General features: G+C 70.7%; 17 protein-coding genes. 9 read left to right on the forward strand and 8 right to left on the reverse strand.

Annotated features, from left to right (window positions below):
• The first annotated feature begins 50 nt into the window (after positions 1-50).
• Positions 51-1,358: a triacylglycerol lipase gene (locus LO931_RS12295; protein ID WP_229053898.1), complete on the forward strand. Its 1,308-nt coding sequence runs from the start codon at positions 51-53 to the stop codon at positions 1,356-1,358.
• Here LO931_RS12295 and LO931_RS12300 read toward each other — a convergent pair.
• Entirely contained in the window at positions 1,328-2,590 is a 1,263-nt protein-coding gene (locus tag LO931_RS12300; RefSeq protein WP_229053900.1) for a CdaR family transcriptional regulator, read from the reverse strand. The two genes, LO931_RS12295 and LO931_RS12300, sit on opposite strands and share 31 nt — an antisense overlap.
• 160 nt (positions 2,591-2,750) lie before the next feature.
• Here LO931_RS12300 and LO931_RS12305 point away from each other — a divergent pair, with 160 nt between their 5' ends.
• Together LO931_RS12305 and LO931_RS12310 are read left to right on the forward strand one after the other, a co-directional pair.
• The gene (locus LO931_RS12305; RefSeq protein ID WP_229053903.1) at positions 2,751-4,562 is read left to right on the forward strand and encodes a DUF3556 domain-containing protein; all 1,812 of its coding nucleotides are present in this window, start codon (positions 2,751-2,753) and stop codon (positions 4,560-4,562) included.
• 27 nt (positions 4,563-4,589) lie between these two features.
• A complete protein-coding gene (locus LO931_RS12310; protein WP_229053904.1) occupies positions 4,590-6,011 on the forward strand; it encodes an NAD(P)/FAD-dependent oxidoreductase in 1,422 nt (473 codons plus the stop codon).
• 21 nt (positions 6,012-6,032) lie between these two features.
• Here the strand turns inward: LO931_RS12310 and LO931_RS12315 are convergent, their stop codons facing one another.
• Complete coding sequence (locus LO931_RS12315; RefSeq protein WP_229053907.1) at positions 6,033-6,917, reverse strand: ArgP/LysG family DNA-binding transcriptional regulator; 885 nt, start codon at positions 6,915-6,917, stop codon at positions 6,033-6,035.
• A gap of 72 nt (positions 6,918-6,989) precedes the next feature.
• Between LO931_RS12315 and LO931_RS12320 the strand changes: the two genes are divergently transcribed.
• The 5 genes from LO931_RS12320 to LO931_RS12340 are packed head-to-tail and all read left to right on the forward strand — an operon-like array spanning position 6,990 to position 9,201.
• The gene (locus LO931_RS12320; RefSeq protein ID WP_370636112.1) at positions 6,990-7,637 is read left to right on the forward strand and encodes a LysE/ArgO family amino acid transporter; all 648 of its coding nucleotides are present in this window, start codon (positions 6,990-6,992) and stop codon (positions 7,635-7,637) included.
• Between the two features lie 47 nt (positions 7,638-7,684).
• Positions 7,685-7,930: a type II toxin-antitoxin system Phd/YefM family antitoxin gene (locus LO931_RS12325; RefSeq protein ID WP_229053908.1), complete on the forward strand. Its 246-nt coding sequence runs from the start codon at positions 7,685-7,687 to the stop codon at positions 7,928-7,930.
• Positions 7,924-8,328 (forward strand): type II toxin-antitoxin system VapC family toxin, encoded by a 405-nt coding sequence (locus tag LO931_RS12330; protein WP_229053909.1) that lies wholly within the window; start codon positions 7,924-7,926, stop codon positions 8,326-8,328. Before LO931_RS12325 ends, LO931_RS12330 begins: the two co-directional genes overlap by 7 nt.
• A 60-nt stretch (positions 8,329-8,388) precedes the next feature.
• The gene (locus tag LO931_RS12335) at positions 8,389-8,952 is read left to right on the forward strand and encodes a pyridoxamine 5'-phosphate oxidase family protein (RefSeq protein WP_229053910.1); all 564 of its coding nucleotides are present in this window, start codon (positions 8,389-8,391) and stop codon (positions 8,950-8,952) included.
• Between the two features lie 51 nt (positions 8,953-9,003).
• Complete coding sequence (locus LO931_RS12340; protein WP_229053911.1) at positions 9,004-9,201, forward strand: hypothetical protein; 198 nt, start codon at positions 9,004-9,006, stop codon at positions 9,199-9,201.
• Positions 9,202-9,204: 3 nt separating this feature from the next.
• On the opposite strand, the gene LO931_RS12345 is transcribed toward LO931_RS12340, so the two are convergent.
• From LO931_RS12345 to LO931_RS12355, 3 genes are all read right to left on the reverse strand, one after another.
• Positions 9,205-9,828, reverse strand: a complete 624-nt coding sequence (locus LO931_RS12345) for a GyrI-like domain-containing protein (RefSeq protein WP_229053912.1) — start codon at positions 9,826-9,828, stop codon at positions 9,205-9,207.
• Positions 9,825-10,361, reverse strand: coding sequence for a GNAT family N-acetyltransferase (locus LO931_RS12350; protein WP_229053914.1), 537 nt, complete (start codon positions 10,359-10,361; stop codon positions 9,825-9,827). Before LO931_RS12350 ends, LO931_RS12345 begins: the two co-directional genes overlap by 4 nt.
• Positions 10,362-10,578: 217 nt before the next feature.
• Positions 10,579-11,058: a GNAT family N-acetyltransferase gene (locus LO931_RS12355; protein ID WP_229053916.1), complete on the reverse strand. Its 480-nt coding sequence runs from the start codon at positions 11,056-11,058 to the stop codon at positions 10,579-10,581.
• A gap of 84 nt (positions 11,059-11,142) precedes the next feature.
• On the opposite strand from LO931_RS12355, the gene LO931_RS12360 reads away from it, so the two are divergent.
• Positions 11,143-11,565 carry a MauE/DoxX family redox-associated membrane protein gene (locus LO931_RS12360; RefSeq protein WP_229053918.1) on the forward strand — a complete coding sequence of 141 codons (423 nt, stop codon included), beginning with the start codon at positions 11,143-11,145 and terminating at the stop codon, positions 11,563-11,565.
• On the opposite strand, the gene LO931_RS12365 is transcribed toward LO931_RS12360, so the two are convergent.
• From LO931_RS12365 to LO931_RS12375, 3 genes are all read right to left on the reverse strand, one after another.
• Positions 11,531-12,175, reverse strand: coding sequence for an HD family hydrolase (locus tag LO931_RS12365; protein WP_229053920.1), 645 nt, complete (start codon positions 12,173-12,175; stop codon positions 11,531-11,533). The two genes, LO931_RS12360 and LO931_RS12365, sit on opposite strands and share 35 nt — an antisense overlap.
• Positions 12,176-12,203: 28 nt before the next feature.
• Positions 12,204-12,734 (reverse strand): MarR family winged helix-turn-helix transcriptional regulator, encoded by a 531-nt coding sequence (locus LO931_RS12370; RefSeq protein ID WP_229053921.1) that lies wholly within the window; start codon positions 12,732-12,734, stop codon positions 12,204-12,206.
• A gap of 68 nt (positions 12,735-12,802) precedes the next feature.
• A complete protein-coding gene (locus LO931_RS12375; protein ID WP_229053923.1) occupies positions 12,803-13,582 on the reverse strand; it encodes an alpha/beta fold hydrolase in 780 nt (259 codons plus the stop codon).
• Between the last annotated feature and the right edge of the window lie 58 nt (positions 13,583-13,640).

Consider the following 13,640-nt stretch of genomic DNA (forward strand, 5'->3'; position numbering starts at 1 on the left):
GTTGCCGTGATCCGCGTCACCCGGACGCGGCGCGCTCGTTGAACCGTGTCGTGCGACGACTCCTGGCCGGACTGCTCCTGACTTCCTGCGTTCTTCTGGCGCCCCACGCGCCGGCCCAGGCCGACGAGGCGTACGCGCCCGTCGACCGGCCCGGTCCCGCCTTGACGATCCCGCAGGCGGAGCTGGACGCCTCGTACGCGTGTGTCGGCGACTTCTCCTCGCCGCTCGAGGCCCTGCTCTTCGTACCGCCCACGGGTGGCACCCCGGCCGAGACCTTCAGCTGGAACTACGGCCGCTTCTTCGAGTCCGAGGGACGCCCTTACTGCACCGTCACGCTGCCGCACCACTCCCTCGACGACATCCAGGAGGCCGGGGAGTACATCGTCCACGCGATCCGCGAGACCTACGCGCAGACGGGCCGTCCGATCGCGGTCCTCGGTCACAGCCAGGGCGGCATGGCGCCGCGCTGGGCGCTCCGCTTCTGGCCCGACACGCGCGCGATGGTCGCCGACCAGATCGGCCTGGCGCCGTCGAACCACGGCACGACGCTGATCGACCCGATCTGCTCGGCGGTGCTGACCTGCACCGAGGCGGTCTGGCAGCAGCGCTCGACCTCGGCCTTCACCGCTGCCCTGAACAGTGGTGCCGAGACCTTCGCCGGGACGGACTACACCGCGATCTACACGCTGACCGACGAGGTCGTGCTCCCGACGTCGGGCCCGGCTCCGAGCTCGGCCCTGCGGACCGGCGCCGGCCGGATCACGAACGTCACGACGCAGAGCATCTGCCCGCTCTCGGTCTACGAGCACCTCGCGGTCGGGACGATCGACCCCGTGGCCCACGCGCTCGTGATGGATGCGCTGAACCACGACGGTCCGGCCGACCCTGCCAGGATCAACCGGTCCGTCTGCCTCCAGCTCCTCATCCCGGGGCTCAATCCTCTCGATCCCCGCATCCTCCAGGTGCTGAGCGCGGTCCCCAACGTCCTGCTCGTGCCTGTCCCGCTGGTGAACGTCGCCGGCACGCAGAACGTGGCGGCCGAGCCGCCGCTGAAGTGCTACGTGCTCGCGGCAGGGTGTGGCGGGTCGTCGACCGGGACGACCGGCCCCGGCGGTGCGGGCTCGACGACCACGGGAGGCGGGTCCACCCCCGCCACCGCGGTCAGCACCGCGACGACCTCCGTGACGTCGTTGTCCGGCTCCGGCGTCGTCCGCGCCACGCCGGACGGGCTGCCCGAGTCGGGTGTCGGCCTCGGCGCCTGGCTCGCCCTCGTCGCAGCGGCGGCACTGACGGTCGGTCTCGTGCTCGTGCGTCGGTCGCCGTCTGGTCAGGACTGGAGCACCACGGGCCCCAGCTGAGCGGCGGCCACGAGGGCCATCTCCAGCTCGAGGCGGTCGTCCTCGAGCGGGTGGCCGATCTCCTCGACCGCCTTGTCGATGCGGTACTTGACCGTGTTCTTGTGCAGGTGCAGGTGCTCGCCGGTCGCGAGGAAGCTGCCGCGGTGCGCGAGGAAGGCCCGCAGGGTCTCCCGCAGCCGGGCGGCGCCGTCGGAGTCGAGCGCGAGACCACCCAGGGTGCGGGCCACGAGATGGCGGGTGGACTCCAGGTCCTGGGCGAGGAGCGCCGCGGTGCGGACGTCGGCCTCGCCGTACGCCGTGATGGTGGACGCGTGGGTACCGGCGGCCGCAGCGAGGCGAACCGCGCGTTGCGCCTCGACGTGGCTCGTGCGGAAGCCCTCGGCGCCGGATGCGGCTCGGCCGAGCGCCACGCGCACGCCGGCCGGCAGCACCGTCACGCCGAGATCGGCGGTGCCGTCGCCGCGTCCGACCGGGATCCACGCCCATCCGAGCGTGCGCTCCCGGGGGAGGAACAGGGGAGTCTGGGTCACGCCGAGCGCCTTGGTGAGCACGTCGACGGCGTGCTCGAGGTTCGCGACGGGGTTCGCGTCGGTGGCGTCGGCCTCGGCCCAGACGACCGCGGCGACGTGGTGCTGGCGCAGGCGGTGCCCGAGCGCCTGCTCGGCCGCGCTGACGTCGACGGGACGCCCGGCCACGAGCTCGTCGACCATGGCGACCCGCATCGTGTTGCGTTGCGCCTGACGGCGGGCGCGCTCCGTCTCGTACTCCTCGACGACCTGCTCGGAGACCGCGTCGATGAAGCGGAACGTCAGCTCGGAGAACAGCCGGCCGGCCAGGAGTGTCACGGCGGTGTCGTCCTCCATCGCGTCGAGCTGGGCGAAGGCCCAGGAGGTCACGAGCTCCTGCCCGAGCCGGTAGGCCCGGATGAGGGCGGCGACCCCGATGCCGCGCTGGGCCAGGCGCCGCGCGTACTCCCGGGCGGCGGCCGGGGCGTGCGACTCGGCGACCGGGATGTCGTAGCGCAGGAGGTGCACGAGGCTCTCGATGTTCGACTCGATGCTGGCCTCGAGCAGGCGCAGCAGCTGCTCGTCGCCCTGGAGCGGCGCGATGCGCGTGGCCATGTGCTCGTGCAGCGTCGTCGTGAGCACCGTGATCTGGCCGGCCATGTGGGCCCCGAGGTCCGCGATCAGGGCTTCCGCGCGGGTCTGCAGGGGGCCGTCGGTCGGGCTCACGGTGGCTCCGCTTCGTGCTCGTGGGACAAGGCGCTGTGTCATGCGCGCCACCATTCCGGGCGGAAGGCGGCCGATGGAGTGACGTGGGACACAAATGTAGGGCATGGGTTCGTGCTCAGGGCACAAGTCCGGTCAGGTCGGCGGGACCTACCGTCGGCGCATGGGATTCATGACGCCGACCTCACCTCCCGTCGAGCCGGAGGAGTTCCTCCGCAAGCCCTTCCAGGAGCGGATGAGGATCCTCACCCTCTTCTGGGCCGACAACGGGTTCGGGTCGCCCAAGGTCTTCCACGTGATCTACATCCTCAAGGTCGTGGTGCTCTACGGCCTCGGGGGACTGCTGGTGGTCTCGTGGACGTCGGACCTCGGTGGGCTGGGGGAGTTCACGAGCTGGTGGGACGAGCCGATCGTCTACCAGAAGCTCGTTCTCTGGACGATCTTCCTGGAGACGTTCGGTGTCGCCGGGACGTGGGGGCCGCTGGCCGGCCACTTCAAGCCCATGACCGGCGGCGCGTTCTACTGGCTGCGTCCTGGCACGATCCGCATGGCGCCGTGGGCCGGGAAGGTCCCCGGCACGTCCGGCGACACGCGCACGCTGTTCGACGTGCTGCTCTACGCCGCGCTCCTGGCGAGCTTCGTGGTGGCCCTGGTCCTTCCCGGCGTGCAGGACGACGACCTCGACGCGGCGCTCGGCGCCGGCTCGGCGGGTCTCGTGAGCGCTGAGCTGTGGGTGCTCACGCTGGCACTGCTCGTGCTGATGGGCCTGCGCGACAAGGTGATCTTCCTGGCGGCGCGCGGCGAGCAGTACCTGCCGGTCATGGTCCTGTCGGCGACGCTGCCGTTCACCGACATGATCATCGCCTACAAGCTGCTCATCGTCAGCGTGTGGCTCGGGGCGGGGTTCTCGAAGTTCGGCCACCACTTCTCGAACGTCGTGCCGCCGATGATGTCGAACGCGCCGACGATGCCGACCCGGGCGATGCGGCGGATGCACTACCGCGACGTCGAGGGGGAGGACCTCCGTCCCTCACGATTCGCGTGGTTCATGGGCCACGTCGGCGGGACCACCGTCGAGCTCGGCGTGCCGCTCGTGCTGCTGTTCACGACCTCGCCGGAGGTCGCGCTCGCCGCGGCCGCCTTCATGGCGTTCTTCCACCTGTTCATCCTGACGGCCTTCCCGCTCGCGGTGCCGCTGGAGTGGAACGTGCTGTTCGGCTACCTCGCGGTGTTCCTGTTCGTCGGGTACCCGAACGGCGACGGCTACGGGCTGACCGACTTCTCGGAGCCGTGGATGCTGCCGCTGATCGTGGCGGCGCTGCTGTTCTTCCCCGTCCTGGGCAACCTGCGCCCGGACCTGGTCTCGTTCCTCCCGGCGATGCGCCAGTACGCGGGCAACTGGGCCTCGGCCACGTGGGCGATGAAGCCGGGCGTCGAGGAGCGGCTCAACGAGCTCACCAAGCCGGCCAAGAACCAGGTCGAGCAGCTGCAGGCCTTCGGGTTCGAGCCGGACGTCGCCGAGATCACGATGCAGATGACGCTCGCCTGGCGCGCGATGCACAGCCAGGGGCGCGGGCTCTACTCGGTCATGTACCGGCACGTGGACGACGTCGACGCACACGTCATCCGCGAGGCGGAGTTCGTGTGCAACTCGATCCTCGGATGGAACTTCGGGTGCGGGCACCTGCACGACGAACGACTGATCGCCGCGATCCAGCGTCGGTTGAACCTCGCGCCGGGAGACCTGCGGGTCATGTGGGTCGAGTCGCAGGCGGTGCACGAGCCGTTCCAGCGGTACCGGGTCATCGACGCCGCCCTCGGTGTCGTCGAGCGCGGACGCTGGGTCGTGGCCGAGGCGGTCGCCCAGCAGCCGTGGCTGCCGAACGGACCGGTCGCTCTGCAGGTGGACTGGGTCATGCCGGGGTACACCCCGGGTGCCGGACGCGTGTCCGGCGACTCGGCGCCCGTCGGGTGAGCCGGGTGCATCAGGTAGGAAGGTCGCATGACTGACGCCGTCGTGGTGGGAAGTGGCCCGAACGGGCTCGCTGCGGCGATCCGCCTCGCGCAGGCGGGCATCCAGGTCACGGTGCTCGAGGCCGCGGACCGCCCGGGCGGCGGCACGCGCACGAGCGAGCTGACGCTGCCGGGCGTGCTGCACGACGACTGCGCGGCCTTCCACCCGACCGGCGTCGTGTCGCCGTTCCTCGCCGGACTCGGCCTGGACCGCTTCGGTCTGGAGTGGGACTGGCCGGAGGTGGACCTGGCGCACCCGCTGGACGACGGACGCGCCGGGCTGCTCTCGCGGGACATGGCGACCACGGTCGAGTCGCTGGGCGTCGACGGCCCGCGGTGGTCCCGATCGCTCGGCGCGCAGGCGCGCAACTTCGACAAGCTCGTGGGCGAGGTCTTCCGCCCGATCGTGCACGTGCCCCGCCACCCGGTCGCCCTGGGTCGCTTCGGGGTCCAGGCCCTGCTCCCGGCCACGTGGTCCGCGCGGCGCTGGGACGACGAACCGGCCAAGGCGCTGTTCACGGGGGTGTCGGCGCACGCGTTCGGCCGCCTCGACCTGCCGCTGACCTCGTCGATCGGTCTGATGCTGACGGCGGCCGGACACGCCGCCGGCTGGCCCGTCGCGCGCGGCGGCACGGGGTCCATCTCGACGGCCCTCGTCGGCCTGCTGGAGTCGCTCGGGGGCACCGTGCGCACCGGCGTGGAGGTCACGTCGTACGACCAGGTCCGCGAGCTCGTGGGCCGCACGCCGGAGTCGATCCTGCTCGACACGTCGCCGACGGCGGCGGTGCAGATCCTGGGTGACCGCCTGTCACCGCGCGTGCGACGCCAGCTGGGTCGGTACCGGTACGGCCCCGCGATCCACAAGGTCGACCTCGCCATCGAGGGCGACATCCCCTGGACCAACCCCGGGACGCGGCGAGCGGGCACGGTCCACGTCGGTGGGTCGTCGGCGGACATCGTCGCTGCCGAGGCCGCGACGAGCCGGGGTGAGATGCCGGACCGCCCGTTCCTCCTGGTCGGTCAGCAGTACCTCGCGGACCCGAGCCGGTCGGCCGGCGGCATCAACCCGATCTGGGCCTACGCCCACGTGCCCCACGGCTACACGGGCGATGCCACCGACGCGCTGCTCGCACAGATCGAGCGGTTCGCGCCGGGGTTCCGCGAGCGCATCGTCGCGACCGTCGTGCGCGGCACGCAGGCGATGGAGGCGTACAACGCGAACTACGTCGGCGGCGACATCAACGTCGGCGCCAACTCCGCGCGCCAGGTGGTGATGCGTCCGCGCATCGCCCTCGACCCCTATCGCCTCGGTGACGGCCTCTACCTGTGCTCCGCGGCCACCCCGCCGGGCCCAGGGGTCCACGGCATGTGCGGCTTCCACGCCGCAGAGTCCGCACTCAAGCGCCTCTGAGCAGCAGGAACACGGTCCGCCTCAGGCGGGCTGCAGCTCGCGGCGGGCCTCGGCGACGATCTCGTCGGTCAAGGAGGCGAGCAGTGACGACCCGCCCTTCCACGCCTGCCAGAACAGGGGAGTGGTGACGACCGGCCCGCCCAGGGGGACGAGCCGCTCCTCGGCCTCGAGGTCGCGCGCCTGACGCGCGGGGACCAGGGCCCAGCCCAGGCCGAGCTCCACGGCGCGGGCGATGTCGTGCGTCGAGGGCACGAAGTGCCGCGGCGCGTCGTGTCCGTCGATGCCGTGGTGCCGCAGCCACTCGAGCTGGAGCGTGTCGTCGCGGTCGTAGTCGACGCGCGGCGCCCTCGACAGCGCCGCGGCGTCGATCCCGGTGGGAGCCCACCGCTCGACCCACCCGGGGGCTGCCATCGCGTGGAAGGCCATGTGGCCCAGGGGAGTGGACCGGCACCCGTTGACGGGCGCGCCCTGTGACGTGACGGCAGCGAGCGCGGCGCCGGACTCGAGCAGGTCGACCGTGCGGTCCTGGTCGAGACGTACCATCTCGACCTCGACGTCGTGAGCCTCCGTGAAGCGCGCGACGGGTGCCAGGAGCCAGGTCGCGAGGGAATCGGCGTTGACCGCGACGGTGATGCGGGTGCGCGCGGACGGTGCGGCCGCGCCCAGCTGGGCCGACGCCTCGTGGGCGAGCACCTCGTAGCGACGCGCGAACCGCACGACGGCCTCGCCGGCCTCCGTCACGCGGACCGGTCGCGAACGGACGAGCAACCGGTGCCCGACCTGGTCCTCGAGCGTCTTGACCCGCTGGCTCACCGCCGACGGCGTGAGGTGGAGGCGTCGCGCGGCACCGTCGAGCGTTCCCTCGTCCGCGACGGCAGCGAGGGTCAGGGCCAGGAGGGCATCCATCTGAAGCTCCGCTTCATGTACGTGACGAATAGTTGCTGGTGCTCATGATGCCTGATCACTAGCGTCGGGGGCGTGATCACCGTGATTCCCGGCTTCTTCGTGATGCTCTCGCTCATCCTCGCGATCGGCGCGCAGAACGTCTTCGTGCTGCGCCAGGGCATCCGCCGGGAGCACGTCGGGCTGGTGATCGCGATCTGCGCGGCGTCCGACGCGGTGCTGGTCGCCGCCGGCGTGGCCGGGCTGGGGCGGCTCGTCGAGGCGGTGCCGTGGCTCGTCGATGCCGCGCGGCTGGCGGGTGCTGCGTTCCTCCTCGGTTACGCGGCCCTCGCGGCCCGACGAGCTTTCGTCGGCGGCGGGGAGCTCGTTCCCACGGACGGGGGAGAGGAGGTCGGGGTTCCCACCGGCTCGGTGGCCGTCGGCGCGCGCACGACGACGCGCAGGACGACCGTGGCTGCGACGGCGGTCGCGCTGACCTGGCTCAACCCGCACGTGTACCTCGACACGGTGTTCCTGCTCGGATCGGTCGCCACGTCCCACGGTGACGACCGCTGGTGGTTCGCCCTCGGCGCCGCTGCCGGCAGCGTCACCTGGTTCACCTGCCTCGGCCTCGGTGCCCGCCACCTCAGCGGGGTGCTCCGCACGGCCCGGTCCTGGCAGGTGCTCGACGGGGCGATCGCCGTGGTCATGGTCGTGATCGCCGTGTCCCTGCTGCGGGGTTGAGATGATGACGCTGGCCGAGTGAACTGGTCGGCGACTAGTCTGAAATCATGACTGTCTCCGTCGGGGCCTACGAGGCCAAGACCCACTTGTCCAAGCTTCTGGCAGCCGTCGAGCAGGGCGAGACCATCGTCATCACCCGCCACGGCAAGGAGGTCGCTCACCTGACCCCGCCGCCTCGGCGAGCACTCACGCCCGCCGAGGCGGTCGAGGCGCTACGCGAGCTCAGCCAGGGCATCACGCTAGGCCCCGACGTCACGATCAAGGAGCTCATTGAGGAAGGGCGCCGGTGGTGAGCTTCGTTCTGGACGTCTCGAGCACATTGCCGCTGGTCTACTCGGATGAGTCCGGCACCGACACGGAGGAGATCCGGCAGGCGTTCACGCAGGGGACGGTCGCGTTCGTTCCGACCTTGTGGCGCTACGAGCTGTGCAACGCGCTGCGGAAGGGAGAACGACGAGGTCGGATCGCCGCGAATCAGTCGCGAGACTGCCTGGAGATTCTGGAGGCGCATCCCATCAAGGAGGTCGAGACGTCGTCGGCGTTCTCGTTGATCGGAGCGTCACGGGTCCACGACCTGACGGCCTACGACACCGCCTACCTGCTGCTGGCGCAGCGCCTCGCGCTGCCGCTGGCCACCCGCGACGAGCGGTTGCGCGATGCTGCGCGCGCGGGCGAGGTCGACCTCTTCTGACCCCAGAACGGGGGAGCGGGGCACCTCGAGCGAGGCGTGAGGTCGTTCTAGGCTCGGGTCATGGGCCAGCTCTTCGACAGCATCGACGCCAAGCTCCGCACGTGGATCGAGGCGCAGCCGATGTGGTTCGTCGCGACGGCGCCGCTCGCCGCCGACGGACACGTCAACATGTCACCCCGGGGTCACGACGCGTTCGTCGTCCTGGGGGAGCGGCGGGTCGGTTGGGTCGACTACACGGGGAGCGGTGTCGAGACGATCGCCCACGTGCGCGAGAACGCTCGGGTGTGCCTGATGTTCAGCTCGTTCGGCCAGCGACCGCGGATCGTGCGACTGCACGGTCACGGCTTCGTGCACCTGCCGGGGGAGCCCGAGTTCGAGGAGGTCGTCGCCCTCAAGCCTGAGCACCCGAGCACGCGGGCGGTGATCACGGTCGACGTCACGCGCATCAGCGACTCGTGCGGGTGGGGTGTGCCCGTCATGGAGATGGCGGGGGAGCGCGACCTCATCCGCCAGCACGCCGAGAAGAAGGGGCCGGACGGGCTCGAGGAGTACCGGGCGCGCAAGAACGCCCTGAGCATCGACGGTCTCCCCGGACTGCCGATCGGCGGATCCGCGTCATCATGAAGGGACGCGGATCGTCCTCCTCCTGAGAACGTCTGTCGAAACGGGGGAGTCATGAAGGAGTGGAACGCGGACGTCACGTTCGCCGTCGGACTGGTGATCGTCCTGGTCGGATCGGTGCTCGGCGTGTCGTTGCTGTTCGCCACGGGTCAGTTCGTCACGGCCGTGGGGGTGTACCTCGCGACGGTCGTGATCGGTGGTTGGCTCACGAGCGTCGCCCTGCGGGCGGAGATGCAGCTCCAGGGGGAGTGACGCTCAGTCGGCGGGTCGGACGGGCTGGCGCAGGATCGTGCGGCGCCTCCCGGGCGCGACGCGACGAGCGTCGCTCAGGTACACCTCGTGGTGCCGGCCCGTCATCCGGAGGCCGTGCTCGGGGATGAAGGCGTCGTGCATGCGTGCCAGCAGCTCGGCCTCGTCGTCGTAGGAGCCGACGTGCAGCGCCTGGACGCACCGCCCCTCGACCAGGGTCTCCAGACGCACGTCGTCCAGGCGCTCGGGCCGACTCTTCGTCGCGACCTTGTCGACCGCCGTCGCGAACAGGTCGTGGTCGATCCAGTCCGGGACCATGATCATGAGGGTCCAGTCCCACGTCTCCTTGTCGCGTGACGACGTGAAGGAGGTCATGTCGTCGGCCCACCAGAGTCCCTCCAGCGGCATCACGACGTGATCGCGCCCGAGCTCGGACCTGCTGGCGAACTTCAGCGTGTAGGCGAGCGGGTACAGCGCCTCGACCGCAGCGGTGAACTCCGGCGACGTGTTCGGGTCGCCGTGGCCGTCGACCATCAGGTACTGCAGGTCCGGGACGTCCACGATCTCCGGCACGTCGCGCCGCGCACGGTAGGAGGGGATCGTGCGCTTGAAGTCGATCTTCGCGTTCACAGGTCGATCCAGTACCGGCGCACGCCGTTGCGCGTGTCCTCGAGGACTCCGCCGGCTCGCTCGATCGTCCGCGCCGAGGCCGGGTTGTCGTCGTGACACGTCACGAGCAGCCGCCCGAGGTCCAGGTCTCGAGCGCGCTCCATCGAGAGGCGGAGCGCTCGTCCAGCGTGGCCGCGGCGCCGGTAGGACGGCCGGATGCTGTAGCCCACGTGACCGCCGATCTCACGGAGTCGCTCGGTGAGCGTGTGGCGCAGCTGGAGGAATCCGACGACCACACGGTCACCGTCGTCTCCGTCGTCGGTGACCCAGTACGTGTCGGCGGGCACGATGCCTTCGGGCTGGACCCGACTCGCGTCGGCATTCGCCTCGATGGCGGCCACGAGCTCGGCGCAGTACTCACGCGTCGTCTCGGGCTCGCGGTCGATCAGCCACGTGGCTGACGCGTGGATGTGTCCCGGTTCGTTCTCGAACTCACCGACACACGCCGCCCAGGTGTCGTAGAGCTCGACCGTCGGACGGACGAGAGCGGTCATGGGGGAAGCCTCTCAGGGTCCCGGAGGACGCACTAGTTGACATAATGTGCATTATCGGGGGAATGTGAGGGGAGCGCGATGGGTCGTTGCAGGGTGCCATCAGGCCGCCCTGCGGTCCAGGTAGTTCCTCCATCGATCGGAGCAGCCCATGATGACGAACGTGACGCGGCGTGCAGCCGTGGCAGCCGGCGGGATCGTCACTCGACTGATCACGACGTCACACGGGCAGCTCGAAGATCGTCTCGAGGCCGTCCTCGTCGTCCCACTGCTCGCCGACCTCGACCAGACCGTACTGGGCGACGAGCCGTCGTGAGGGCAGGTTCTCGGGGCTGATCGTGGCCCGGACGACGTCGACACCGTCGGTCGCCGTCGCCGTCGAGATGAGGACCTCGAGCGCAGCCCTGGCGTAGCCGCGACGCTGCCAGGCCGGGTCGGTCCGGTAACCGACCTCCACCATGCAGCGCTCGTCGGGCGGTCCGTGGAATCCGGCCAGCCCCACGGGATGCCCGGACGTCGTGTCGACGACGACGCGCGTGATCCACGGGTGGTCGGACGGAGAGCGAGCGATCTGCTCGCTCCGGAACCGCCAGAGCCAACGACAGTCGGGGCCGCGCAGGAACGGTGTCAGCGTCTCGTCGTCGGCCGTGCCCGCCCCCAGGGCGTGGAGCGTCGCCGTCGGCACCAGGACGAGACTCACACGCGTCCGCGACGGACCGGTCGACGTCCACGGTGAAGCAGAGATGGCCACTGCCCCATTGTCGTCGCCGCTAGCGTGGTCGACATGAATGACCTCGCGGCGTCGGTCGCACGATGGCTGCTGGCCGCGTTCCTGGGCTTCGCGGGGCTGTCGCACCTGTTCTGGGGCCGGGAGACGTTCCAAGCGCAGGTCCCCGACTGGTTGCCGCTCGGTGCCGACTTCGTGGTGCTCGCCTCGGGCGTGGTGGAGGTCGCGCTCGCGCTCGCCCTCGTGGTGCCGACGCGTCATCGGCCCCTCGTGGGCTGGGTCGTCGCTGCGTTCTTCCTCGCGGTGTTTCCCGGCAACATCGCCCAGTACGTCGAGGGCAACGACGCCTTCGGACTCGACACCGACGGCGCCCGGCTGGTCAGGCTGTTCGTCCAGCCGTTGCTGATTCTCTGGGCGCTCTGGTGCACCGGGGCGTGGACGTGGTTCAGGTCGCGCCGTCGCGACGGATCCAGCCCCTGACGATCCCCTGCTCCACGAGGCGCCCGACGGCGTCCCCGAGCGTGGTGGATCCCGCCACGACACCGGCCTCGCGGGCGCGCACGGTCGTCTCCGTCGCGCCCGGCATCTGCCAGGTGCCGCCGTGGTTCAGCCAGTTCAGCAGCATCGGCTGCAACCGGTCCATGGCCTTGCAGAAGCGCGCCTCCGGGGTGCGGCCCGCCTCGAACTCGTCCCAGAGGGCGCGGACGCGGGTGGCCTGGTCGTCCGGAAGGAGCGTGAACAGCCGGTCGGCCGCGGCCTCCTCGCGCTCCACCTGGTCGACCACCGCGGTCGCGTCGAACACGGGACTGTCCCCCGCGTAGATCTCGACGAGATCGTGGATCACCACGAGGGTCATCGCGTGGCCGACGTCGATCGGCTCGTCGGCATGCTCCGCGAGCAGCAGCACCATCAGCGCCAGGTGCCAGGAGTGCTCGGCGTCGTTCTCGCGCCGGTCAGCGGCCGCCAGGGGCGAGGCGCGCAGCACCGACTTGAGCAGGTCGGCCTCGGCGACGAACGTGAGCTGTCGGCGCAGCCGCTCGTCGAGTCCGTCGGGCAGAGGGCTGCGGTCGATCAGCAGGTCCGGGTCCATGCTGCCAGCGTAGGACGCTGCTCGAGCGTCAGCGTGACACGTGGTCGGGGCCCTCGAGCGCCTCGATCCAGCGGGCCAGGAGGCGCTCGAGGTCGGCGCGCTCGCTGGGACTGAGCGGCCCGATCAGCCGGTGCTCGTTCGCGACGTGGGCCGTGAAGGCCTCGTCGGCCACCGAGCGTCCGGTGAGCGTGAGGGCGACGAGGGCGTCGCCCGTGCGCGTCACGAGGCCGGTCTCGGCGAGCCGGTCGATGCGACGGTCCATCTCGACCGTCGTCACGACGGCAAGCCGTGCGAGCTCGCCGGACGTCATCTCGTACGGCTCCCCCGTGCGCCGCAGCGTGGTGAGAACGTCGTACTCGTCGTCGTCGAGCCCGTGGTGCGCGTGCTCCGCCGCGATCTCGTCGCTGAGCCGCGCCGAGAGCCGCTGCACGCGTCCGATCACGCCCTGCGGGCTGACGTCGAGGTCGGGCCGTTCGGACTGCCACTGGTCGAGCGCGCGCGCGACGAGGTCGTGGCTCAGCTGGACGTCGCCGTCCGCGAGAACCTGATCCGTCGTCATGTGCACCCCCGTCATACCCGCGCCAAGATATCGCTCGTCGGACGGTTGCGCCATGCGACGGTGACCACTCAGGCGGTGAGGAACACCTTCAGCGCCGACACGAACGACGCCGGCTGCTCCGAGTGCACCCAGTGCCCCGCACCCTTGATCGTCACGAGCCGGGTGCGCGGGAACAGCTCTCGCATCCGCGCCTCGTGCTCCTCCTGGACGTAGGGCGACGTCTCCCCCGCGACCCACAGCACGGGATGGTCGAAGGTCGCGTCGATCTCGGGGAAGCCGCCGATCGTCGGCAGGTCGCGCCGCAGCACGTCCAGGTTCGCCTGCCACGTGTACCGCTCGTCGTCGCCCGCGCGCAGGTTCTGCAGCAGGAAGCCCCGGATGGTGGGACTCGGGATCTTCTCCCGGAGCGCCTCGTCGGCCTCGCTGCGCCGGTCGATCGTGGCCAGGTCGATCGACGCCAGGCTGCCGAGCAGGTGCTCGAACTCGCCCGCACCGTCACTGAACGAGGGCGTGATGTCGACGACCACGAGGCGGTCGATCAGGTCGGGGTGCCGCAGGGCGAGCACCATCGCGACCTTGCCGCCCATCGAGTGGCCCACGAGGTGCACGGGCCCGTCCGCGCCGAAGCCGTCGCGCAGGAACTCGGCCACCGTGTCGGCCATCTCCACGTAGTCGACGTGGTCGGTCCACGACGACCGCCCGTGGTTCGGCAGGTCGACCAGCAGGGACGTCAGCTCGGGCTGGAGGGCCTTCGCGACCTGCGTGAAGTTCTTGCCCTGCCCGAACAGACCGTGCAGGAAGACGACACGCGTGCCGCTCTCCCCCACCTGCGTCGCGTGGATGGTCACCCGCGAAGCCTAGCGAGACCGACCACCGAGCCGACAGGCCGAGGATCCGAACGCGCCG

This window comes from Aeromicrobium sp. Leaf350 (assembly GCF_916858655.1).
Lineage (GTDB): Bacteria > Actinomycetota > Actinomycetes > Propionibacteriales > Nocardioidaceae > Aeromicrobium.